At 44.5% G+C, this 25,082-nt stretch carries 20 protein-coding genes; 10 read left to right on the top strand and 10 right to left on the bottom strand.

Going from position 1 to position 25,082, the window contains the following annotated elements:
- Positions 1-299: 299 nt before the first annotated feature.
- The 9 genes from BWX39_RS07145 to BWX39_RS07100 form a co-directional block, all read right to left on the bottom strand.
- The gene (locus BWX39_RS07145) at positions 300-1,550 is read right to left on the bottom strand and encodes a nucleotide sugar dehydrogenase (RefSeq protein WP_028905082.1); all 1,251 of its coding nucleotides are present in this window, start codon (positions 1,548-1,550) and stop codon (positions 300-302) included.
- A 107-nt stretch (positions 1,551-1,657) separates the two neighbouring features.
- On the bottom strand, positions 1,658-2,935 hold the full coding sequence (locus BWX39_RS07140) for an MFS transporter (RefSeq protein ID WP_028905081.1): 1,278 nt from the start codon (positions 2,933-2,935) through the stop codon (positions 1,658-1,660).
- 44 nt (positions 2,936-2,979) lie between these two features.
- A complete protein-coding gene (locus BWX39_RS12780) occupies positions 2,980-4,311 on the bottom strand; it encodes a SpoIID/LytB domain-containing protein (RefSeq protein WP_028905080.1) in 1,332 nt (443 codons plus the stop codon).
- Between the two features lie 13 nt (positions 4,312-4,324).
- Complete coding sequence (locus BWX39_RS12775; protein WP_317041798.1) at positions 4,325-5,179, bottom strand: DUF4922 domain-containing protein; 855 nt, start codon at positions 5,177-5,179, stop codon at positions 4,325-4,327.
- A 41-nt stretch (positions 5,180-5,220) separates the two neighbouring features.
- A complete protein-coding gene (locus BWX39_RS12770; RefSeq protein ID WP_028905078.1) occupies positions 5,221-6,753 on the bottom strand; it encodes a glycosyltransferase family 2 protein in 1,533 nt (510 codons plus the stop codon).
- 423 nt (positions 6,754-7,176) lie between these two features.
- Positions 7,177-7,731 carry a DNA-3-methyladenine glycosylase I gene (locus tag BWX39_RS07115; RefSeq protein WP_028905077.1) on the bottom strand — a complete coding sequence of 185 codons (555 nt, stop codon included), beginning with the start codon at positions 7,729-7,731 and terminating at the stop codon, positions 7,177-7,179.
- Positions 7,732-7,746: 15 nt separating this feature from the next.
- Complete coding sequence (locus tag BWX39_RS07110) at positions 7,747-9,327, bottom strand: NAD(P)/FAD-dependent oxidoreductase (protein ID WP_028905076.1); 1,581 nt, start codon at positions 9,325-9,327, stop codon at positions 7,747-7,749.
- Positions 9,328-9,379: 52 nt separating this feature from the next.
- Positions 9,380-10,051: a YggS family pyridoxal phosphate-dependent enzyme gene (locus BWX39_RS07105; protein ID WP_028905075.1), complete on the bottom strand. Its 672-nt coding sequence runs from the start codon at positions 10,049-10,051 to the stop codon at positions 9,380-9,382.
- A 35-nt stretch (positions 10,052-10,086) separates the two neighbouring features.
- On the bottom strand, positions 10,087-10,569 hold the full coding sequence (locus BWX39_RS07100; RefSeq protein WP_028905074.1) for a DUF4494 domain-containing protein: 483 nt from the start codon (positions 10,567-10,569) through the stop codon (positions 10,087-10,089).
- Between the two features lie 420 nt (positions 10,570-10,989).
- Here BWX39_RS07100 and BWX39_RS07095 point away from each other — a divergent pair, with 420 nt between their 5' ends.
- From BWX39_RS07095 to BWX39_RS07075, 5 genes are all read left to right on the top strand, one after another.
- The gene (locus tag BWX39_RS07095; RefSeq protein ID WP_028905073.1) at positions 10,990-14,343 is read left to right on the top strand and encodes a leucine-rich repeat domain-containing protein; all 3,354 of its coding nucleotides are present in this window, start codon (positions 10,990-10,992) and stop codon (positions 14,341-14,343) included.
- Between the two features lie 14 nt (positions 14,344-14,357).
- Positions 14,358-14,555, top strand: coding sequence for a hypothetical protein (locus BWX39_RS07090; protein WP_028905072.1), 198 nt, complete (start codon positions 14,358-14,360; stop codon positions 14,553-14,555).
- A gap of 244 nt (positions 14,556-14,799) precedes the next feature.
- Positions 14,800-15,264, top strand: a complete 465-nt coding sequence (locus BWX39_RS07085) for an HU family DNA-binding protein (RefSeq protein WP_023926399.1) — start codon at positions 14,800-14,802, stop codon at positions 15,262-15,264.
- A gap of 291 nt (positions 15,265-15,555) precedes the next feature.
- Positions 15,556-16,803, top strand: a complete 1,248-nt coding sequence (locus tag BWX39_RS07080) for an ABC transporter permease (protein ID WP_028905070.1) — start codon at positions 15,556-15,558, stop codon at positions 16,801-16,803.
- 125 nt (positions 16,804-16,928) lie between these two features.
- Positions 16,929-18,590: an AMP-binding protein gene (locus tag BWX39_RS07075; protein WP_028905069.1), complete on the top strand. Its 1,662-nt coding sequence runs from the start codon at positions 16,929-16,931 to the stop codon at positions 18,588-18,590.
- Between the two features lie 148 nt (positions 18,591-18,738).
- On the opposite strand, the gene BWX39_RS12505 is transcribed toward BWX39_RS07075, so the two are convergent.
- Positions 18,739-18,918 carry a hypothetical protein gene (locus tag BWX39_RS12505; RefSeq protein ID WP_076123360.1) on the bottom strand — a complete coding sequence of 60 codons (180 nt, stop codon included), beginning with the start codon at positions 18,916-18,918 and terminating at the stop codon, positions 18,739-18,741.
- Between the two features lie 207 nt (positions 18,919-19,125).
- On the opposite strand from BWX39_RS12505, the gene BWX39_RS07065 reads away from it, so the two are divergent.
- The 5 genes from BWX39_RS07065 (at position 19,126) to BWX39_RS12500 (ending at position 25,056) form a co-directional block, all read left to right on the top strand.
- Positions 19,126-20,679, top strand: a complete 1,554-nt coding sequence (locus BWX39_RS07065) for a ComEC/Rec2 family competence protein (RefSeq protein WP_028905068.1) — start codon at positions 19,126-19,128, stop codon at positions 20,677-20,679.
- Between the two features lie 24 nt (positions 20,680-20,703).
- Positions 20,704-21,477 carry a tRNA pseudouridine(38-40) synthase TruA gene (truA, locus tag BWX39_RS07060; RefSeq protein WP_028905067.1) on the top strand — a complete coding sequence of 258 codons (774 nt, stop codon included), beginning with the start codon at positions 20,704-20,706 and terminating at the stop codon, positions 21,475-21,477.
- A 335-nt stretch (positions 21,478-21,812) separates the two neighbouring features.
- Entirely contained in the window at positions 21,813-22,700 is an 888-nt protein-coding gene (fabD, locus tag BWX39_RS07055) for an ACP S-malonyltransferase (protein ID WP_014709802.1), read from the top strand.
- Positions 22,701-22,884: 184 nt separating this feature from the next.
- Complete coding sequence (locus BWX39_RS07050) at positions 22,885-24,579, top strand: alpha-amylase family protein (protein WP_028905066.1); 1,695 nt, start codon at positions 22,885-22,887, stop codon at positions 24,577-24,579.
- A 3-nt stretch (positions 24,580-24,582) separates the two neighbouring features.
- Positions 24,583-25,056 (top strand): alanyl-tRNA editing protein, encoded by a 474-nt coding sequence (locus tag BWX39_RS12500; RefSeq protein WP_028905065.1) that lies wholly within the window; start codon positions 24,583-24,585, stop codon positions 25,054-25,056.
- Positions 25,057-25,082 lie beyond the last annotated feature (26 nt).

Below are 25,082 nucleotides of genomic sequence, written 5' to 3'. Positions count from 1 at the left end.
ATTGCGAAAGTGGCTCTTTTGCAACGCAAAACCTACGCTTTTACCGTGCAAAACAGCCGCTTTTGGAATGCAAAACAATAGGTTTTGTAATGCGTTGATACATAGTAAGTTATCTAATAGTTACGTTTGTGAAAAATATTTACACTTTATTATCTTCTTTTCGCTCATAAAACACCCCTCATTCCTAATACCAGCATTCAAAAAAGGGCAGTTACAAAAAGTACTGCCCTTGATGAGTTAGCAAAAGAGGGTTGCTCTTTCGCTCAATTTCTATCGAATTATTTCGTTGCTTTATTGTGTTAATCGCATTGGAAAATGTCCCTTGTGTAGACCTTTTCTCTTACGTCGTCCAATGCGCTATCGTATCGGTTGGCAATGATTTCGTCGCATTCCGTCTTGAATTTCTGCAAGTCGTTCACCACCAAACTGCCAAAGAAGGTTGTTCCATTTTCGAGTGTTGGCTCGTAAATAAGCACCTTTGCACCTTTCGCCTTTATGCGCTTCATAACTCCTTGGATAGAACTTTGACGGAAATTATCGCTGTTCGACTTCATCGTCAATCGGTAGACGCCTATCACGCATTCCTTTTCTACCGTCGGATTGTAGTTCCCTTGTTCGTTATAATCGTAATATCCAGCCTTGTTCAACACTTGGTCGGCAATGAAGTCCTTGCGTGTACGGTTGCTTTCCACGATGGCTTGAATCAGGTTTTCAGGCACATTTGAATAGTTTGCCAACAGTTGCTTCGTGTCTTTTGGCAAGCAATAGCCACCATAACCGAACGATGGATTGTTGTAGAACGAGCCAATGCGTGGGTCGAGGCATACACCTTGTATTATGTTGGCTGTGTTTAAGCCTTTCACTTCTGCGTATGTGTCGAGTTCGTTGAAGTAGCTTACACGCAAAGCCAAGTAGGTGTTGGCAAACAATTTCACGGCTTCGGCTTCGGTCAATCCCATAAAAAGCGTTGGAATATCCTCTTTTATGGCACCCTCTTTCAAGAGTTCGGCAAACTCGTGTGCTGCTTTGTCCAACCGTTCGTCGTTCTCTGGGCGTGCAACAATAATGCGACTGGGATATAGATTATCGTACAGTGCCTTGCTTTCGCGCAGAAATTCGGGTGCAAAAATAATGTTTTCGCAGTTGTATTTCTGTCTTACGCTCTCGGTGTAACCTACTGGAATGGTCGATTTTATAATCATAATAGCGTTAGAGTTTACGCGTATTACTTGTTCAATCACCTCTTCAACGTGTGTCGTATCAAAGTAGTTGCGCACTGGGTCGTAGTTCGTTGGCGTGGCAATCACGACGAAATCGGCATCACGATAAGCTGCTTCCCCGTCTAAGGTAGCCGTAAGGTGCAACTCTTTTTCTGCTAAATATTGCTCAATGTAGTCGTCCTGAATAGGCGATTGCTTATTATTAATAAGGTCTACCTTCTCTTTTATAACGTCTACTGCCACCACGTTTTGATGCTGGCTCAGCAGTGTTGCAATGCTTAAGCCTACATATCCTGTTCCGGCAACTGCTATTTTATATTTCTTTTCCATACGAAGCGTTTTTTCAAATTCCTTGCAAAGATAACCATTTTCTCACAAATGCGTGCCCTTAATATTAAAAGGTAGGCCATTGGAAGAACGGTTGTAGGCCGTCATACTTATTCCACTTTCTTGTCCAAGTCGCTCGTTCGCTTTAAGAAACCTGCCACAATGAATGGTAAAACATTTACGATGGCAACGATAACGAAGAAGCGTTGATAACCCAAATATTCTTGTAGAATGCCTGTAAACCAGCCTGACGCCATTAGCGAAAAGGCTGCTGCTGCACTTGCCAAGGAGAATCGGAAGATGGAATATTTGCCTTGTGAACAATAAAGAAGCACATATATATAAGGTATAATGCCAAAACCAAAGCCAAATTGCTCTATAGCCACGCATATATTGATAATGGAAAGCGTGGAAACAAAGTTGTAGCTAAGGTAGATATACAGCATCTTGGGCAATGTAATGGCGCACACCATAAGCCAAAGGTTGCTCCACAGTCCTCGCTTTTCTATGGCATAGCGACCTAAAAGGCTGCCTCCAATAGCAGCAAAGGCACCCACCGAGCCTTGCGCAAGCCCTAATTCTTGTGGCGAAAGGCTCAATCCGCCATTGCTTCCAGGGTCGATTAAGAACAAGGGAGCTATACGGAAGAACATTCCTTCGGGTATTAAGAACAGCAACAGAAACGAAAGTAACGCCACATAGTTGGGCAATTGCATAAAGGTAGTTTTGGTTTCCAACCACCATCGCCTTGTCAGTCCGCTGCGAATGGGTATCGACGGTTTGTCTTGGGGGCGTGGCAACACGATTGTATGATAGATAAAGAGCAGCAAGAAGGTTATCGCCAAGAAGTAAAAGGTAGTTACCCACGACTTTTCAACGACTCTGTTCAACACCTCTAAGTTGCCTGCCAGCATCAGCGGAATACCCATTCCTACCACAACCGCCATCAGTAAGAATACGGAATGTACACTGCTGAGGCTTGGTAGCTTACGCGACATACTGAGTTTATAGAATCTTGCTACTGCCACATCGTGTATTACGGCGGCACACGCTGTTGTAAAGATGAACAGCATAGACGCTATTTCCCAATAAGGAGTGGTAATCGACTGTGAGATACCGAACATCGAAACTGCCATCAGCAGTTCCATTGCCAACACCCAAAGCCGTTTTGTGGCATAGCCTGTAACGAATCTGCCTAACAGCGGACGCATAATGAAAGGAACGAAAGCCCACGATGTAATCAGCGTAATGGTGCTATTCGACTGTCCCATACGATTGAAGAACACCAACGAAACAAGAAACACAATGACATAGGGCAACCCTCGTGTGAAATAAACGGTGGGTAGCCATAGCCAAACCTTTGTGTTTGTCTGCTCGTTCGTATTCATTTCGGTTCTTTCAGCTTTTATCTTGTCTTATTGGTGAAGCACTATTAATAGGCTTTTGTTATTTCCGCACCTTTATAATAGTGCAGTAATATTTCTTCGTACCGATAGCCTTGCTTGCCCATCATAGCAGCACCGATTTGGCAAAGTCCTACGCCGTGTCCCCAGCCAGCCCCTTTTATGATGAATTTCTGTGGTACACCGTCTTTTATATCTGCCTTTTCAACGATGAATGCCGAACTGTATAGATGGCTTTTGCTAAGTGCACGCCTTATTTCAAGCTCTTTTCCAATGATGAGGGTGCGCTCTTTGCCTACTATTTTCAGTCGGTAAATGCGTCCGCTCTTGCCTCTTGATAGTGGAACAAGGTCGATAATATCGCCAAACTGCACTTCTAACTTCTCCTCTAAGAGTTGTTTTACCTCCGCTTGCGAGTAGGTTTGGCTCCACCGATAGAAGTCTGTTGTCTCTTGGTCGAAGTCGTTCAGCACCTGCGACAGCACCTTTTGGTCGGTCGTATTGCAGAAAGCATCGGGCGATGATAGTATCCACTGATACGCAACTGCCTCGTCGGTGAGGTCGGGTAGGGGTGTTGAGTCGGGCAAAGTGTCGGGCAGAGCTTGCAGATAAGGCTTTTTAATGTTCTCCCAACAATATTGAAACTCTTCGACAGCACCACCACAGCACTTGCTGTATCGCGCATCGCAAATCTCTCCGTGGCTTGTCAGTATCTCTCCTGCTGTCTGTTGAATGGCTTCCACAACGTGTTTGTTGGCGGCTTTCGTTATGCCTTGGTAACGCTGACAATGGTCGTCGGCACACACGTCAAACCGTTTGTGGTCTTCGCGGTCGTACCAACGCACAATCTCCTCATTGGTTTTGAAGAACGAGGGTTGTTTTTCAACGTTGTTGTTTTCTGCTTTTCGCTGTTCCATTTGTGCCAAAAGCCAACTGCGCGATATAACAGCGTGGGCTTTTAGTAGTTCCAACGATGAAGTTGCACGCATTTCCGAAGAGATAACACTGGTAAGATAAGTCTCAACAGGCAGCTCGTTGATGGCGCAGATATTGTTGTCTTCCACTATGAAACGCAACTTTCCCAAGAATGTTTGTGCCTCTTTTCGCTCCCAATGGAAGTTTACTCCGATGGTAACATCTTCGAGTGTGAACGACGATTGAGCATCGGTTGGCTCGAAAAGCAGTTCATCGTAGAATGCGTTTTCCCACAGAATACGACCTTCTGACAGTTCTACAACCTGCTTTCCACATCGCTGTGAGCCACAAACGGTATAGGGCGCATTGAGCGAAAAACACAGTTTGCTTGCGCTCACGATACCTACCGAAACGATTGGCTCTTCTTTTCTGTTGCTCGTTTCCATTCTTTTCTTGTTGTTATATCCCTTTGTTTCTTATCTTTTCGGTTACTTCCTGCATTGTTTCGGTGGGAAGAACAACTTCTTTCATCACCTCCATTAGCAGTCTTTCGTCTATTCGTTCAAAGTCGGTTTGGCGTGGAAGAATGAGCAAGCCACCCATATCCAATGCACCAGGACTAATCAGATACTGCTCGTCGCCCTCCTTTGAATAGCAATCAGGGCGGTGTTTGCGACGTGGAAAGACAACAGACACCGTGTCTAACCCCTCTTTCCACACGACGATGTTCATCATTGGTTCTGCCTCATCAGCCTGTTGAGGCAGCGAATTGTACACAATGCCGAACAGTCGTGCATCGTTTTCAACGCTACGGCTCTTGATTGCAATGGCAGGATAGGCGAAATCGACAATTTCAAAGATGCCCTCCGCCTCGTTGATGCTTAATAACGGCTGTGCAGTAGCATCGAGCTTGCTCCACATTTCCTGCACGGGCAGCATACCACTCGTGCCTCCTTGGAAGTGAAGATGGTCGGGTGCGCTTGCGCCACATTTAGGACCGTTATAGAAGAACATAAGTTTTGGATACTTGTCGCTGAGTTTGTGCAAGTCGGCGTAATGTTCTTGTATAAGCTGCAACTGGTGTTGGCGTGCCGCAATGGTGAAATGGACGGGCAGAATAGGGAAGGGATTCACCAGAATGTCGAACGTTTCACCGAACGAAACGCTGGTCTGAACCTTCGGACGGTTATCCTTGCAAAGGAAACAAGGGCGTTTTGCAATGGTTGCCTTGTCTGTTTTAGCCCCTGCACTCACTATTCTTGCAGGGTTGAACTGCACCTTTAAGCCATTGTCGAATTGCTTTGTCCTCACCAATTGTAAATCACTGAACCGCTGTTTGGCGTCTTCCCACTGGTTCAGTTGGCTGTAAAAAAAGGCTCTAAACTCTTTGCGCCCTCCTCGTCGCCTTGTTTGTTGAGTTGCTGACGCGCTGTCAGTTCTATCGTTCGTAAGCGGTCTTTATACAAGTTGTTGGCATTGATGCGGTCAATGCTTAACGCTGCATCGCTGTTTCCGCCCCAACGACGGCATAGATAAAGCTCTTCGTAAATGCGTCCGATGCGGAACTGGCGACTGAAAGCCAACCCCATGGCATAGTCTTCGCCGTAACTGGTGTTCGGGAACTGCACTTCGCGCGCCAGAGGTGTGTAGAACGCACGCGGTGCACCTAAGCCGTTGATGCGAAGCGCATTGTTGCAGCCGTTGTCTTCCGTCCATTCTGCGTGGTCAATCAGTCCTGGCGGAAGTGTGTTAAGGTCGAAATCGCACATACGGTACGAGCCTATTATCATTGCTGCCTGCTGTTCGTGGAAAGCGTCTACAATCTTTTGCAAGGTCTGTTCTGAAGAGTAGAGGTCGTCGCTGTCCAATTGTACGGCGAACCTACCGCAATGTTCGCTGTTCACGGCATAGTTCCAACAGCCGCCAATACCAAGGTCGGTGCGGTTGGGAACAAGGTGTTCCAACCTGTCATCGGTCTTTGCAATGTCCGAAAGTATAGCTGTCGTCTTGTCAGATGAATGATTGTTTACAACAATAACATTGTATTTGAAATCTGTTTTCTGTGCCAATGCCGATGTAACAGCGTCGCGAATGGTCTTTTCACGATTGAAAACGGGGATTATGACAGATGCTTCAACGCTGAAGTCGCCGCTTGTAAAGTCGGGTTGTCTGTATTTCTTGGTGTCCACCAATCCACCTATGGTGCGCAAATGTGCTGTTGCAGCACGTTCCATTTCTATCTGTACCTCACGATTGCGAGGGTTTACGTAGTCGAATTGCTTCTCTCCGCTTCGGCGCAGGTCGTCTTCTTCCTCTGTATAAAGGTATTCGTCCAAGTGGAATATCTTACCTTTTCTACTTAGATACAAGCGTAAATCGTACCAGCCAGCAAACTTATAGTCAGTCTTTTCTGCCTGTTCAGCGTATGTACGGAGCAACTTTGCATCAATGAGAACCAACGAACCGAAGTCGAAATCGTCGCGAATGCTGCCTGCTTGGTAGTCGATGACAGGGTGGCGCATCACTTTTCCTGCCTCAACAGAATAGTGGTCGGCATACACTAAGGCTGCTTTCGTGTCGGCAGCTACACGCACAAGTCGTGTTAAAGCGTGGTAGCCCAAAGTTATGGGCGAAGTTTTCATATAGAAAAGCACGTAGTCGGCAGTAGCATTTTGTGCTATTTTCAACATTGTTTCCGTAGAAAGAGTGTTTCCAACTTGTATGTAGCCAATGCTTTCAGCCGTTTTTTCGTTAACGTTCGTACTGTCGGAAGTGAGCATAAAAACTTTTGCCACTTCGTTTTCGTTTATGAATTGCGTTGCATATTGTTGTGCTTGCTGTGCGTTTTCGCAAGGAACAAAGCAATCTATTTTATTCTTTATATCCATTAGGTTGGTTGTTTTCGGGTAAGATAATCTTATGCAAAGATAACGAAAAGGAGTGAGAAAGACGAAAGAAACGGTTAAAATTCTGTTGAATATCGGCACAAATAAAATGTAGTAGGAGGATTATGGCTGTTAGCTGAAATTCTTTTTACCTTCTATAAACTTAGGTCTGAACTTCCTGATGTGGAGGTTCAGACCTATATAATATAAGGAGGAAAAAGATAGTAAAGGTGTAAATATTTTTCACACGAGTATCTATTGTGTAACTAACTGTACATCAATGCGTTGTAAAACCTATTGTTTTGCATTCCAAAAGCGGCTGTTTTGCACGGTAAAAGCGTAGGTTTTGCGTTGCAAAAGAGCCGCTTTCGCAACGTCAAAGCGCAGTTATCACTTTTTAAGAGAATTATCTTTACAAAATCAAAGCTATTTCCGATTGTAACAATCGCAATCGGCTTGGTGGTCGTTTATGATGCCTATGGCTTGCAGGTAGCTGTAAATAATGACTGAACCAACATACTTAAAGCCACGTTTTTTCAAGTTTTTAGCGACCTTGTCGCTCAATGCGTTGCGGGTGCAGAGGCGTTTTTGGTGAGAGGGATAGACCATTGTCTTTCCTTTCGAGAACTGCCAGATGTACTTGTCGAACGAGCCAAACTCTTCTATAACGCGAAGAAAGGCCTGCGCATTGGCAATCATTGCTTCTATTTTGCGTTGGCTTTTCAGCATATTCTCGGTGTTAAGAATGTGCTGAACATCGTCAGCGGTGAAGCGAGCCACCTGCTTGAAGTCGAAATTGGCAAAGCAAAGACAGAATGTTTCTTGTTTTTTCAGCATCAGCAACCACGACAGTCCGCACGACATACATTCCATTACAAGATACATAAAGAGCGTTTTGTCGTCGTGAACGGGTACGCCCCAACGTTCGTCGTGGTATTTTTGAAGTAATGGGTGTGTATCAGCCCAAGCGCATCGTGCCATATTTTATAAGATGTTTTATTGTTGAATGCTCGACAAATACGCACTTGCCATTTCGGCGCAACGCTCTCCGTCGATACCAGCACTGACGATTCCACCTGCATATCCTGCACCTTCTCCACAAGGGAACAAGCCTTGAAGGCGCACGTGCATGAACGTTTCGCGGTCGCGGAGAATGCGTACGGGCGAACTGGTGCGTGTTTCCGTGGCTATCATTACAGCCTCGTTGGTAAGGAAACCGTGTGCTTGCTTGCCGAAATTCTTGAATGCTTGTTGCAGGCGAGTGGTGATATTGTCGGGCAACCAGAAGTGTAACGGACTGGAAATGAGTCCCGGTGCATAGCTCGAAGCAGGCAAGTCGTACGACAAACGCTTGTTCACAAAGTCTGCCATACGCTGTGCGGGGGCGGTTTGGCGCATATTGCCTTGTTGCCAAGTGTCTTTTTCCAACTGTTCTTGAAAGTGCATCATACGCAATAAGTTGTCTCCCTTGATGTCTTCAGGATTGATTTGAACCACCATTCCTGCGTTCGACCACTTCGTTCCGCGGTTGGCTGGGCTCATTCCGTTGGTTACAATCTGTTGCGGTCCTGTTGCTGACGGAATGACGAAACCACCTGGACACATGCAGAAAGAATAGACACCACGCCCTTCTACCTGCGTTACAAAAGCGTATTCGGCTGCTGGGAGGTATTTTCCACGACCGTTTTTGTTGTGGTATTGTATCTGGTCGATGAGTTCCGCAGGGTGTTCCAAACGCACACCGACGGCAATTCCCTTCGCCTCCATTTCGATATTTGCCTCTTGGCAGTGCTGATAAACATCGCGCGCCGAGTGCCCTGTGGCAAGAATAACGGCTCCCTTGAATGTCTTTTCCTGTTGTCCGCCGCCGTAAGTAGACATGGCTTTCACGCCAACAACCTTGTTGCCATCGGTTTCCAACGCCACCATTTTTGTTTGGAAATGCACTTCTCCGCCACAAGCGAGAATGGTATTGCGCATATTTTCAATAACTTTGGGCAGCTTGTCGGTACCGATGTGCGGGTGAGCATCGGCAAGAATGCTTGTAGATGCGCCGTGTTGGCAGAACACGTTGAGTATTTTCTCCACCGAACCACGCTTCTTGCTGCGTGTGTAAAGCTTGCCATCGGAGTAAGCTCCTGCACCTCCTTCGCCGAAACAGTAGTTCGATTCAGGGTCTACGGTATGGGTACGAGATATTTGTGCAAGGTCTTTTTTGCGCTCGCGCACATCTTTTCCACGTTCAAGAACAATGGGGCGTAAACCTAATTCCACCAATCTTAAGGCAGCAAACAGTCCGCCTGGCCCTGCTCCGACAACGATGACACGAGGCGCGTGGCTCACATCGGGGTACTCTGTCTTCACAAAAGCATCATCGTGTGGCACTTCGTTGATGTAGACCCTTACTTTCAGGTTCACAAAAATATCACGGTGGCGAGCATCGATAGAGCGTTTCAGTGTGCGCACGTGGTTGATGGTGCGTGCGTCAATGCCTTTGTCTTTCGCTATAAACGCTTTTATATTCTTTTCGTTATATGCCACTTGGGGCATCACACGTATTTGATATTCTTGTATCATAATTCAGTTGGGGTTGGTTTTGTTGGGGTGTCGTTGCTTGACTTGTCGGTTATCAGTACACGCGAGGACCAAAAATGGCAGTTCCTACTCTAATCATCGTGCTGCGACAGTCTATTGCTATCTCGTAATCGCTGCTCATTCCCCACGACCGTTCCTTAAATTCGGGGTCGTCGGCAAAGTACTTTGCTTTCACTTCATCGAAGAAATCGGCAGCTTGGGTCATTTCTTTTCTGATTTGTTCGGTATCGTCTGTGTTCGATGCCATCATCATTAAGCCCGATACATGCACGTGTTTTAGCTCGCGCCACTCGCCTTCTTCCAATAGATTACGGCAGTCGTCAAGGCTGAATCCATACTTGGAAACCTCTTCGGCGATGTGCAATTCCAACAATACATTGATGATACGGTCGTGCTTTGCTGCCTGTTTGTTGATTTCTTTCAGCAGTTTCATTGAGTCCACTGCCTCAATCATAGAGATGTAAGGAGCAATGTACTTCACCTTGTTGGTCTGCAAATGCCCTATGAAGTGCCATTCAATGTCTGTTGGCAGCGTCTTTGCTTTGGCAGAAAGCTCCTGTTCGTGGCTCTCGCCAAATACACGTTGCCCCTCGTTGTAGGCAGCTTCGATGTATTCGTTAGGGTGAAACTTGCTGATGGCAATCAAGCGAACGCCATCGGGTAAGCCGTCCTTCACCTTGTGTAAGTTAGTTGCTACATCATACATGGTTCGGTTGTTTTATGGTATTCTACGCTCTCTTGTTATTCGTATTCAGGCTTTGCGTCAGACGCTTTCGATGCTGCTTTGTGCTCAAACACGTCCATAATCTTTGTATCGGCAATGGAAACGATGTCGTAATCAATCATTGTCTTGCCCATAACCTCGTCCACATGCTTCACTGCACCATTGACAGAGTGAGCCTGAACAAGGTAAGTAATGGTGGAACGCTTTTCCTTTTCGGTCTTTTCATCAATGGTAATGAATGCCAAGCGAGCCTTGAACCATTTGTCGTCGCTGTCGGCATCGCTGAAGAAAATCTCGCCGTAAGCAGCTGGGGTAATCGCTTTCACGTCAAATTCGCCGCTGATGTAGTGCGACATTTCTTCTGTTATGGCACTCTCTGCTTCAGAAAAACTCAACGCCTCTACGGTGTAAGCCTCTGTAGCCTTTTTGTTCTGACCATCTTCCATGGTCTTATCGTAACGCACCTTGGTCTCAAACCAAGAAGTAGTTTTGCTTCTCATTGTCTCTTTTGTTGTTTATCGGGCACTCTAAAGCGTAATCGCAAAGAATGAACCGTGTCGTTTATGTTTAATTTGAATGCAAAAGTACTAAAAAGTCTGGTTTAATCCAACTTTGTCTCCTCAAAAAATATCATAATTAATTTTGAGTTTTCGTAATGGCAATAATTATAGAGAATATTCTCAATATTTTCAAAACAATAGTTTTCTTTCACTAAATATTTGCTTATTAAGCTTTTTATCTTTACCTTTGCACCCAAGTTATAAGATTTCAAGTTTGAAGCAAGCAGAAAGATATAGTTATTTTCATTTGTTTGTTCTATTGCAACATCTTATCATTTGAATGAAATAAGACCGATTAGTTAGAAAGTTTTAACCACAAGTAATATTCAAAAAGAATAATAAATTATAGTTTAATAAAAAATGAAACAAAAAAGACTATTTAGTATGCTGTTGCTGGCAATGGTATTGTCGGCAACAGAAGCCTTTGCGCAAACGGTAGGAACCGTTTTCGAATATGGAGGTTGTGAGTATAGGGTTTCCAAGAAAGATGTGGATCCTAATCCCGCATTATCTAAGTATGAAGTGTTGGTGCTGACAGTAAAAGGGAGTGGTAAGGTAACTATTCCTATAAAGGTGCAAAGCCCTGAAGGAATGGACAGGGAATGGTACAATGTGGTAGGCTGTGTAGCTTGGGAGTCTAAGGTGCAAGATGGCGTTACCGAAGTGGAGTTTTCTGAAGGGTTCAAGGAAATTTCCAATAATTCGTTCCGCAAGCCTCAAACTCTACAGAAAGTAATCATACCTAAATCTTGTGAGAAAGTAGGTATCGGGTGCTTTGTCGATTGTCCGAAACTTACGAGTTTTGAGGTAAAATCGGGAAATATGAATTATAAGACAGCAAGTGACGGTTCATTGCTATCTTACAATGGTAAACAGTTGGTCTATGTTCCAGCAGGCAAGGCTGGTGAATATTCTGTACCCAATAACGTGGAAGAGATTATGCCATCGGCATTCTCTAATTGCAAAAAAATGACAAAGATAACTATCCCTGCTTCCGTTACTAAAATTTCAGAAAATGGCGAATATCCGTCGTTTAATACTAGTGGAACTCATTTTACAGTACTTGGCGGTAATAACTTCTGCGATAAAGATGGTCTTTTATGTGATAAGGAAGGAAAAAAGCTCTTACATGTTCCCTTTAAATACGATAAATTGGAGCAACCTACTGAGAAATTGAAAATACCTGATGGTATTACTGAAGTGTCTCAGAATGCTGCCATCGGTAGTTCTATTAAACAACTCGATTTAAACCAAACGAAGATAATTGGTAATAACGCTTTTAATTCGTGCAGTGCATTGGAAAGTGTAACGATTGGTAAAGATGTTAATAAGATTGGTCAGGGAGCATTTACTAACTGCCAATTCATCGAAACTTTTGTCGTAGATAAACAAAATAGTAACTATGTGGCAAAAGATGGTGTGATCTTTACAAAAGATGGCAAAAACCTTTTACTTTACCCATGCGGAAAGAAAAACGATTATACTGTGCCAGAAGGTACGATAAAGATTGAAGACTTTGCTTTCTCCGATGTTCAGAATTTAGAGAATGTTACAATAGCAAAAACTGTAAAGACTATCTGTCCGTCCGCTTTCAAGGGTGCTAAGATACTGAAAAAGGTGGATTTTCAGGGGACTACAAACCTCGAGACTATCGGAGACCACGCTTTTCAAAACACAAAGTTGGAGAACATTACCATACCTGCATCGGTCAAGAACCTGGAAGGAGCAGGTTTTGCCGATATAGAAACTCTCAAAGAAGTACACTTTGCCGATGGTTGCCAACTGAAAGAATTATCAGGCAATCTCTTCCAAAATGCAAAAAATCTCAAGACAGTTTCCTTTGATGGGACGAACAGTTTGGAGAAAATAAGTAGTTACGTATTCTTTAACTGTCCTAAGTTAGAAACATTTAAAATACCTAAGACTGTTTCTGAAATAGCCAGTGGTGCTTTCAAGGGTACGAAGGGATTGAAAACTGTAGAGTTTGAAAAAGGGTCTGTTCTTACAAGAATCGGTAATGGAGCGTTTGCCGATTGCGGAATCACACATATCACTTTGCCGGAAAGTATTAAACTGATTGAAAGTTTTGCTTTTGACCATTGCTCGAACCTCACAGAAATTAAGTTACCCAAGAACCTCCAAGAAGTGCAAAAAGGAGCGTTCAACTTCTGTGAAAACCTCCTGAGATTCATTGTTGATAAAGGCAATACGAAATACAGTACACTTGATGGCATGCTTTGTGATTTCGATAAAAAAGTGCTCCAAGTATTTCCTGCCGGTAAGGCAAATTCGAAATATACGCTTGTACCTTATTTCGAGAAAGTCGCTCAATTCTGTTTCTATGGTAGTAATAAAGTTACCAACATCACATTCCCCAGAACAGTGAAAGAGATTGAATCACGTGCCATTGCTCTTTGCAATAAATTGGAATCGCTCAGTTTTATGGGAGAGGACAACGTACCGACATTGAATGCAGATATTATGTATGAGTCGGGCAACAAAAAGAATGTTACCATTTATGTGCGTAAGAAGTGGTATGAAACAGGTACCAACGATGAAACCATCAAGAAATATAATCAAACTTTCAAGGAAGTGCACCCTTCATTCGTAAGTTCTAAGGGGTACGACCGCGGTACAGAGTTCTTCCCAACTTCTATGAAAAATGTGGGTGCCATCAGTTTCTACACCGAGCGTACTTCTGTCATTCTCGACAAGACAGCGAAAGAGGATGCCGTAACTACCCCTGACCGTTTCGGAAAAACTTTCCCAGAGAAGACATACGATGTAAGCAGTATTCTTGACTTCGCTTATGAAAAAGCCACTAAGGTAAAGGCTATTGTTTCGCTTGCCGATATGGGTTATGTCGGTATGAACTCTTTCAAAGGCACGAGTATCAAGGATATCTATTTTGTAGGCAATGCACCAGGAGAACTCGGCTCTGTGAACTACGAACAGCCAGATAGTTATCCATTCAAGGACGGGCAGAATATCTATGTAAAGAAGAGTAAGGTTGCTGATTATAAGAGTAAGTGGCAGATTGCACCCCATATGTTGAACATCACGCACGAGATACCACAGGAGACCAATAAGAACGGAGGTACTGTATGCTTCCCATTCGATGTGAAGTATCCAGAAGGACAAGGCGATAAGGACATCAAGCCATACGTACCGGTTGATTACACTTATGCTTACGCTGTTTCTAATCCTATCGTACGTGCATACAGCCTTGACGACTATTATGTACCTGCATACGTTGGTGTGCTTATTCGTAGCAAGAAGACAGCCACGGTAAGTTCTTATTGCCAGATGGACGAAGAACAGCTGCATAAAGAAGATAAACTCACAGCCGTTGGTTACAACAAAAATGCTGATAACCGTATGGTTGGAGCAGTGGAAGATGTAACTATAACAAACGAGAGCGGTTTCCAATACTACGCTTTCAGCAAGAAGTATGGTAAGTTCGTGCAGCTTAAAGACAACGTTACATTTCCTTACTTCAAGGCATACTTCCGTCTGAGAAAGAACCCGACAAGTCCTGCCAAGGGATTCAGCATCGTGTACGATGAGGAAGATGTTCCTGCAGGTATCGACGGAATTACCGATTTTGGCAAGGACAACGACAATGCGCCTTACTATAATTTGAACGGTGTACAAGTAAGCAAGCCTACAAAGGGTGTGTATATCCACAATGGAAAAAAGGTAATCATTAAATAAGGGAAGAACAAAATATGAAGAAGACAGTATATGTGAAACCTCTCATAGAGGTGATTAAAGTAAACAGCGAAGCTCTGATGGAGATATGGAGCGTCGGCATAGATAACGACCCCGACCACGGTATTAAACCCGGCGATGAGAACGACATAGGTGCCAAGGAAGGCTGGTTCTTCAATGAGGAGATGTCAAGCTACAATTCTTGGGAAGACTAATAACTATATTCAGCCATGCCCCAATCCGTACAAGACGGTGGGGCATGGCACTTTTAATATAATGAGAAACCATTAGTTGATTTTAATTTATTAACACAATACTAACCAGCCGACGAGTAACGCAGATAGAGACAGCGACGAAATATACTTTTGTAGGGCACGAAATATACTTTCGTGGGGTACAAAATGTACTTTCGTACTTATTAACATTTGCGCAACCCAAAGGCACATAATTTTAAAAACCATGGCATTCTACAAGAAAATGAAAATGAAAGTGAACGGAAAATGGTATCCCAAATCCGTTTTAGTAGGTTCACCCATCAGTACTGAACAAGTGGCGAAGCGTTTAGCAGCCGAATCGACGGTGAGTCCTGCCGATGTTCGCGCCGTGCTGACCGCCCTCGGTGGCGTGATGGGCGACTATATGGCGCAGGGACGCTCGGTGAAGTTAGATGGTATCGGCTCGTTCTATTTCACGGCATCAACCAATAAAAACGGCGTTGCTACGGAGAAGGAAGTAACAGCCAAACTCATCAACGGCGTGCGTGTGCGTTTCCTACCCGAGACCCGCTACCGTGGCGGAGGTAAGGGACGTGTGTCTACCCGTGGTTTGTCGGACGTGGACATCGAATGGGAAGAATGGAAAGGCAAGACGGTTTCAGACGATTCAGGCTCGCCTTCTACTCCGGGTGGTAGTGAGCACCCATAAAACATACACATCTTACATTATACCCTCTGATTGATGTGATGACGCAAGGCTTGTTGGAAAACAGGACTTGCGTTTTTGTTTTATTCTGTTCTTGTATCTTTAAATAATTCTCATCCCAAGAGTAGGTTTCGCAGGCAGATTGGGCAATTCTGTATTTAATACTCGCCCCTATGTATTAATAACTTTTAGGAGTCGGGATATGGCTTAATAGTTTTTTAATGCCATTAAAACGAAAAAAAGTTCTATCTTTGCATTCGTTTATTAAGCAAAAGAACAATAAAATACAAGCAAATGAACTTTCCTTTATTTATAGCACGAAAGATAAACGGCAACGAAGACAAAGATAGAAAGGTGTCTAAACCCGCCATTCGCATTGCTATGCTTGGTGTTGCAATCGGTCTTGCCGTTATGATAGTGTCTGTTTGTGTTGTTCTTGGTTTCAAACATACTATCCGTGATAAGGTCGTAGGCTTTGGCAGCCATATCACGGTGGCTAATTTCAATTCCTTTCAGCGTTCCGAGAATTACCCCATTGTGGTGAACGACAGTCTGAAACGTGCCTTGATGCAAACGCAAGGTGTGCGCCACGTGCAGCGTTATGCCTACACACAGGGTATCTTGAAGACCGATGACGACTTCCTTGGTGTAATGCTGAAAGGTGTGGGAAGCGATTTTGACTCTACCTTTATACATCAAAATATGGTTGCGGGCAGCATTCCAGCGTTCTCAGATGTAAAGAGTCAGCAGAAAATATTGCTTTCAAAAGCCATTGCAGAGAAGCTTGATTTGAAGGTGGGGGATAGGATTTATGCCTACTTTGTGAACGAACAGGGAGTGCGTACTCGCCGTTTTACCATTTCGGGCATCTACGAAACCAACTTGAAACAGTTCGATTCGCAGATTTGTTTCACCGATTTGTACACTACAAACAAGCTGAATGGCTGGCAGACAGAGCAGTGTAGCGGGGCAGAAGTGCAGGTAAACGACTTTGAACAGCTCGATGCCGTCGCCTTAAACATATTGAATAAGGTGAAAGGAAAGACCGACCGATATGGCGACAGCTATTCGACTGCCACGATAATGGAGCAAAATCCGCAGATATTCTCGTGGCTCGACCTTATGGATTTGAACGTTTGGATAATCCTCGCACTTATGGTTTCGGTTGCAGGAGTAACGATGATTTCGGGTTTGCTCATCATTATCTTGGAGCGCACGCAGATGATTGGTATTATGAAAGCGATGGGAACAAAGAACGCCCAGATACGCCACATCTTCCTATGGTTTGCTACTTTCATCATTGGAAAAGGCTTGCTGTGGGGCAATCTCGTGGGCTTAGGACTGGTATTCTTGCAGAAATACACTGGTTTTGTTACGCTCGACCCTAAGACATACTATGTCAGCACCGTTCCAGTCGAACTCAACGTGCTGCTTATATTGGCTTTAAACCTTGCCACCTTATTAATATGTGTCTTTGTTCTCATTGCGCCAAGCTATCTGATTAGCCACATTCACCCTGCCAAAACGATGCATTACGAATAACGGAAAGCCCACTTTGTTGCATTAAAGAAATTGCACAAATTAACAGAAAAAGTGCAATTGCTGCACATATATTTTTGAAATGTGCAAAAAAATGAATACCTTTGCACTGTTTTAAGACATTTATAATGCAACAGATTCCAAGTTTTAACGAATTAATAGAGAAGAGTGTCATTGAACATTGGGACTTAGATGCTCTGACAGACTATAAGGGAAAGACGCTTCAATATCATGATGTTGCTCGTAAAATAGAGAAGATACACATCATGTTTGAGGCAAGTGGAGTGCAAAAAGGCGATAGAATCGCTCTTTGCGGACGTAACTCTTCAATGTGGGCTGCTGCTTTCTTGGCAACCCTTACATACGGTGCAGTGGCGGTACCCGTTCTGCACGAGTTTACGCCAGAACAGATACACAACATCGTGAACCACTCTGAATCGAAGATACTCTTTGTGGGCGATGTCGTTGCTACGGAAATTGACGCTACGAAGATGCCTGCACTCGAAGGCATTATCTATCTTCCCGATCTCTCGCTCACGTTGAGCCGTACCGAAAAGCTTACATACGCACGCGAGCATCTCAACGAAATGTTTGGAAAGAAGTACCCAAAGTACTTCCGCCCCGAGCATGTTCACTACTATCGTGAGCAAAGTCCAGACGAGTTGGCACTTATCAATTACACCAGCGGAACTACTGGAAACTCGAAGGGTGTAATGATTCCTTATCGTGCCATGTGGAGCAATGCCGACTTTGCACGCAGCGTATTGGGCGCAACCGTTAAGCCGGGCAGCCACATTATCAGTATTTTGCCAATGGCACACATGTACGGTATGGCTTTCGAACTTATCTTCGAGTTTATTGCAGGTGCCCATGTCTTCTATCTGACACGTATGCCTTCGCCTGCAATCATCGCACAAGCACTTGCCGAAGTAAAGCCTGCGCTTATGATAGCCGTACCACTCATTATCGAGAAGATTATTCGCAAGCGTGTGTTCCCAAAGATTCAGACCAACCGCATGAAGCTGTTGCTGAACACACCTGTAATTCAGAAGAAGGTAAAAGAGAAGATTTGCGAACAGGTAATGCAAGCTTTCGGTGGTAACATCTATCAGGTTATCATCGGCGGAGCAGCCTTGAACCGCGAAATAGAAATGTTCTTGAAAGACATAAACTTCCCATTCACGGTGGGTTACGGTGCTACCGAGTGTGCGCCAATCATCGGTTACAGCGATTGGAAAGAGTTTGTGCCGACATCATGTGGTAAGCCTGCCTTGCACCAAGAAGTGCGCATCGACAGTGTAGACCCAGAAAACGTGCCGGGAGAAATCCTCACGAAGGGTCCTAACGTGTTGCTTGGTTACTACAAGAACGAAGAAGCTACTCGCCAAGTACTCGATGCCGACGGCTGGTTCCATACCGGCGACCTCGGAACAATGGACGCCGACCAGAACATTTATATAAAGGGACGTTCCAAGAATATGCTTTTGGGCAGCAACGGACAAAACATTTACCCTGAGGAAATTGAAGATAAGCTCAACTCGTTGCCACTCGTAAGCGAATGTCTTGTAGTGCAACGTGGCGAAAAGCTCGTAGGATTGGTTTATCCAGACCTTGAAGAAGCAAAGGAGCTTGGGCTAAACGATGCCGATATAAAGAACTTAATGGAAGAAAACAAGAAGCAGTTGAACGAAATAAATCCTGCTTATTGCAAACTTTCAGATATTGAAATAATGGAAGAAGAGTTCGTAAAGACGCCAAAGCGTTCTATCAAACGTTACTTGTACAAGTAATTTCAGCAAAACAACAAATACAGAAAATCCCTTTCAGCACTTAGCCGAAAGGGATTTTTATATACGTTCTGTTCGAGTAAGTATGTACGAAAATGGTGGCATTAAACCGCTTCAGGAGAACTTTATTAGTAAAACTATTTTCTTTGTATTACAGAAAACCGTTACAATATAGTTCTTTTGCTTTTGTAAAGATAATTCTCTTAAAAAGTGATAACTGCGCTTTGACGTTGCGAAAGCGGCTCTTTTGCATTGCAAAACCTACGCTTTTACCGTGCAAAACAGCCGCTTTTGGAATGCAAAACAATAGGTTTTGTAAGGCGTTGATAATTAGTTTGTTATGCGATAGATATTGTTGTGAAAAATATTTACACCATTGTTGTCTTTTTCTACCTATTGTAATAAGGTGTATAGGCGAAACGGAGTAGGAGCATAACCCCCTGAAATGAAAACTTGGAGGAATGTTGCAGGCAGGTGAATCATTGGAAATAGAAAAATATTTCTTACTTTTGTAAGCGATATAAAAACAATCTGTGCCATGAAGCAAAGTATCGCTCTTAGTATGAATCCATTGGTGAAAGTGGCTGCAGCCTTAATTGTGGGTATGGCACTTGGGCGGTATGCCTTGAGTGTGGTGCCGTTATGGGGCTGGTTTGCTGTTGCTATTTTGTGCTTGGCAGTGGTGTTTTTAAGTGGGAAAAGACGACTGTTGGGCAGTTGGGCATTGCTTTTCTCGGTGGCTTCGGTTGGTGGTTTGCTTATGGCAAATGCTGAAATGGACATGCAGAAATTGCTTCCTGCAGAACCATTGCGCTACGATGCTGTATTGCTGACGGAGCCTGTGCGACACGGAAAAGTGATAAAGGTAGACTTGGCAATACCTACGACCGACGGAGTAATGAAGGTGAAGGCTTCGATACTGTGCGATACGGTTTCCGAAAACTATAAAAGACTGCATGTTGGCGATGGTATCACCGCCTTTTCGCAGTTGGAAGAGCCTGTAAACTTCCGTGATTCTGAATTTGATTATGTCCGTTGGCTGCGCTTGCACGGCTTTGATGCAGAAACATTCATCTACTATCGGAGTTGGAAAAAGGCTTCGGTAGACCTGTCGTTTCTTAGTAGCGTAGACCGCACGCTTATAGAACTGAAGCGAGCAAAGCAACAATGGTTGCAGACTTATGCACGTGTGGGGCTCAATGGGCAGTCGGCTGCCGTTACGGTTGCTATGACTTTGGGCGACAAGCAGCTTATTTCAAAGGAGGTGAAAGACGATTATTCCATTTCGGGCGCAAGCCACGTACTGGCTCTTTCGGGCTTGCACCTTGGCATTATCTATGCTATTTTCCTTTTCGGATTCAATCTTTGCAAGGGCATTCCTTATTTAAATCTTCTTGTCCGATACCATTTAAGCGACCTGTTCGTGCTGTTGCTTATATGGCTGTATGCGCTGTTGGTAGACTTTTCGCCTTCGGTGGTGCGCTCGGCTACGATGATTACCGTTTACAGTGTTGTCGGATTGCTTAACAGAGATAAGTTCTCGCTCAACACATTGGCATTGACAGCCATTGTTTTGTTGGTCGTTCGTCCACAGAATCTGTGGGACGTAGGTTTTCAGATGTCGTTCGTGGCGGTGCTTTCCATTGTTCTTTTCGCACCTTTGCTTTATGGGCTGTTCTCTCCAAAGCTGCTTCAACACCATTGGTTGCTTCGCTGGGTGTGGGGATTGGCTACGGTTTCCGTTGCTGCGCAGTTGGGTACAGCACCCTTGGTAGCCTTCTATTTCGGTCGGTTTAGCTGCTATTTCCTACTTTCCAACTTTATTGTTATTCCGTATGCCACTGCCATTCTCTATGCTGCGGTGCTGCTTCTTGTGTTCTTTTTTATACCGCAGGTGCAGCTTTTGGTGGGAAAGGCATTGCTGTTTGTAGTCGGTTCGATGAACGCAGCCTTGCATTGGGTAGCCCATTTGCAGGGCGCAAGCATCGAAGGGCTGCACCCCAATGTCTTGCAAGTGCTTCTTTGGTACGTATTTCTGTTTTGTGTGTGGTATTTATTTAGTTTTTTCAGCAAACGAACCAACTTGGAATAATTTTCCGTATCTTTGCATCTACTTATGCAAAGATACTTTATAAAATTCTCATACGACGGTACGAACTATCACGGTTGGCAAATTCAGCCCAACGGAATATCGGTTCAAGAGGTCTTGGAAAAGGCTTTATCAACCTTATTGCGCACAAAGATAAGCGTAACAGGGGCTGGACGAACCGATGCGGGAGTGCACGCACGCACCATGATAGCCCATTTTGATGGACAAGAGGGCATCGACTGCAAGCAGCTGGCGTACAAACTGAACCGCTTGCTGCCCCGCGATGTTGCTGTAACGGCTGTTTTCGCTGTCGATAGCGAACTGCACGCACGCTTTTCAGCCACCTCTCGCACCTATCATTATTATATACACCATGGGCGAAACCCATTTTTGAGAGCCTATTCTTGCGAGATGCCTTACACATTAGACTACGAACGTATGAACGAAGCAGCAAGTTATCTTGTCGGTGAACGCGACTTTAAGTGCTTTTGCAAGGCTGGGGGCGACAACAAAACCACCATTTGCAACTTGACAGAGGCACGCTGGGAACGCTGCAAGACCGAGCTATCCATTCACGATGATGCAGCCGAAGCAGAGGAATGGTGCTTCGTGATTACTGCCAACCGTTTCCTTCGCAATATGGTTCGCGCCGTTGTCGGCACGTTGATAGAGGTGGGAAGGGGTCGGATTTCGCTCGATGAGTTCCGCAAGATAGTAGATAGCGGCACCCGAAGCGATGCTGGCGAGAGTATGCCTGGCAATGCTTTGTTTCTCTGGAATGTGGAGTATCCCTCTTTTTAGTGGTGTAATCGCATGGTAAAACGATTAATCTGACAAATTCTTTACGTGTAAATAAATATTTTTCTACACGTAAATAATAATTTCTTTACACGTAAATAAATATTTCTCAAAGTTCTGATAATTCAGAAATCAGCCTCTCAGGCACATCAAAAGCTATTTTAAAAGAAGAGGTTTTATTTCTATTTTTATGTATGAGCAGTCGATTTAGGGAACGGCAACTTTATAATCATCATCTTTTCACCTAATTATATATAAGGTGAAAGGGCGGAAATTTGTGTGTTTCATATTATTATTGTACTTTTGTACCCTAAAAGATTAAATAAAAAGAAATAAAGATGAAAGCATTTGTATTCCCTGGACAGGGCTCACAGTTTGTAGGTATGGGCAAGGACCTGTATGACAACAACCCTTTAGCAAAAGAACTTTTCGATAAAGCTGACGAAATTCTTGGCTTTAAGATAACCGATATAATGTTTGCAGGAACAGACGAACAGTTGAAGCAAACCAACGTAACACAGCCTGCAGTGTTCCTCCACAGTGTAATTTCAGCACTTTGCTTGGGCGACGATTTCAAGCCTGAAATGGTGGCAGGACACTCTCTCGGCGAGTTCTCGGCATTGGTAGCAGCAGGCGCATTGTCGTTTGAAGACGGCTTGAAGCTCGTTGCTTTGCGTGCAAACTGCATGCAGAAAGCTTGCGAGTTGAACCCTGGTACGATGGCTGCGATTATCGGTTTGGCTGACGAAAAGGTGGTAGAGGTTTGCGAACAAGTTACAAAGAGTGGCAAAATGGTTGTTGCAGCCAACTTTAACTGCCCCGGTCAGTTGGTAATTTCTGGTTCAAAGGAAGGTATCGACGAGGCTTGTGAGTTGTTGAAGGAAGCTGGTGCCAAGCGTGCGTTGCCTTTGAAGGTGGGCGGAGCATTCCACTCGCCATTCATGCAGGCTGCAAAAGACGAGTTGCAGGCAGGTATTGAGGCTACCAATATAGCATCGCCTAAGTGCGCTGTATATCAGAATGTAGACGCTAAGCCACACACCGATGCAGCAGAAATAAAGGCAAACCTTATCGCACAGCTTACATCGAGCGTTCGTTGGACCGAAAGCGTACAGCACATGATTGCCGATGGTGCAACCGAATTTATTGAATGTGGTCCTGGAAAGGCACTTCAAGGTATGATAAGCAAGATAGATAAGGAAGTGAATGCTCACGGAGTGGAATAATATAGCACGGCAACTGCAATAGATAGCAGTGCTGTTTCCACCTCAATAATTTTCATGTAGGGACACAAGCCCCTGTATTTCCTGTTGCTTGGCTCGTAGAAAGTTAGCTTGAAAAGCCCAAGGGGGTGTAAGGAAATGTGGGGAGTTGTGTCCTTTTTATTCTATCGGATATAAGCCAAAACTTATGAAATTAGTAATTTACCAAGTGTTTACACGTACCTTTGGCAACAAGAACAGCAATAGAAAGCCAAACGGTACGCTTGCAGAAAATGGTGTTGGAAAGATGAATGACTTTGATGTTGCAACGTTGCAGCAGATAAAGTCGCTCGGTGTAAATACCATTTGGTACACTGGTGTCATTCGTCATGCCACTTGCACCGACTATTCTGCTTTCGGTATTCCACGTCAGACACCACGCGTTGTTAAGGGTAAGGCTGGTTCGCCCTATGCCATTACCGACTATTACGACATCGACCCCGACATCGCTGATAATGTTGCGGAACGTATGAGCGAGTTTGAAGACTTGGTAAAACGCACCCATAAGGAAGGCTTGAAGGTGATTATCGACTTCGTTCCCAACCATGTGGCGCGCGAATACAAGAGCATTTGCAAGCCAAAGGGCGTGAAAGATTTGGGCGAAACCGACGATACGGGCAAGCATTTCGATGTGAATAACAACTTCTATTATTGTCCTAACGAACCTTTGGATATATCAGCGATACCGCTTCCCAAGGGTACTGAGGCTGATAATTCAAACGAAATGGCGGCTGAATACACCGAGACGGTGGCACGCTGCACGGGTAACGACAGGTTCGATGCACACCCACAAGCCAACGATTGGTACGAAACCGTCAAGCTGAATTACGGTATTGATTATTGCGATTGGGGCGGACGCAGCACCCATTTTGAACCAATACCCGATACTTGGCACAAAATGACCGACATATTGCTGTTCTGGGCGGCTAAAGGAGTTGATGGTTTCCGCTGCGATATGGCAGAAATGGTGCCCCATGAGTTTTGGAAGTATGCCACCGAAAAGGTAAAAGCGCAGTATCCCCACATCGTTTTCATTGGCGAAGTGTACGACCCTAATCAGTATAGAACGTATGTTGCAGCAGGTTTCGACTATCTGTACGACAAGGTGGGCATGTACGATTGCTTGCGCGATGTGATGTGTGGGTACCGTTCGGCAAGTAATATTTCGCAGCAATGGCAGGCTACCGACGATATTCGTGAGCATATATTGTACTTCCTTGAGAACCACGACGAGCAGCGAATAGCGTCCGATTTCTTTTGCGGAAATATGCAAAAAGGAATCCCTGCGCTTATTGTTTCAGCCTTGTTTCAGCGTAATCCCGTGATGATTTATGCAGGACAGGAGTTCGGCGAGCGAGGAGTGGACGGCGAAGGCTTCTCAGGCGTAGACGGTCGCTCTACTATTTTCGACTATTGGAGCGTTGATGCCATTCGCAAAGGTTTCTTTGAGCGTAGCGAGTTGTCGGCTGAACAACTGCAATTGGAAAAGGATTACCACACAATATTGAATATTTGCAATAGTGAGAAAGCCGTCAGCGAGGGCAAAACGTTCGACCTTATGTATGCCAACGAGGCGAATGAAGACTTCGATAGCAACAAAATGTTTGCCTTTTTGCGCAGTTTTGGCAATACAACCTTGCTTGTTGTTGCCAACTTTGGCGAAGCTGAGGCTCACGTTCGTGTGAATATCCCTGCCCATGCGTTCGACTATATGGAGCTGACAGAGGGTAAGAAAGATATGGTTGATTTGCTTTCAGGCGACCAACAAACGGCTATTTTGCAGCAAGATAGTCCTGTCGAGATGGTGGTTGTAGGACTTAGTGGAAGGATTTATAAATTTTAAGCTATGGAATTAGACGATTACACATTCAATCAACATAATAAGGAAGAGTTTCCTCCTGCACATACGGCAGAGCATCTTCTTAACCAACTCATGGTAAGAATGTTCGGAACGGAGCGCAGTAAGAATGCGCACATAGAACGAAAGAAAAGTAAAATGACTTTCGTACTTTCGAAAAAACCATCTCGAAAAGACGAAAAAGCGATAGAAGACGAAATGAACAGGCTCATCGAAGCTGACCTTCCTGTAACCTACGAGCTTGTGGAACGCACCGAATTGCCCGAAGGAGTAACGCTCGAACGACTTCCTGAAGATGCTTCAGAGAAGATAAGACTCGTTAGAATAGGCGATTACGATGTGTGTCCGTGCATCGGCAAGCACGTTCGTTCTACGTTACAGATAGGTAAATTTGAACTTTTGGGTACAAATTGGGACGAGTACAGTCGGTCGTTTCGTGTGCGATTTAAAGTGAAACCATAGTTCTTTACTAACCAAAAGCAATATGC

Origin of the sequence: Prevotella intermedia ATCC 25611 = DSM 20706, from assembly GCF_001953955.1 — a bacterium.
In the GTDB taxonomy this organism is placed as follows: Bacteria; Bacteroidota; Bacteroidia; order Bacteroidales; family Bacteroidaceae; genus Prevotella; species Prevotella intermedia.
Note: the sequence above shows the minus strand (reverse complement) of the source record. Positions and strands in the feature narration are given on the sequence as shown.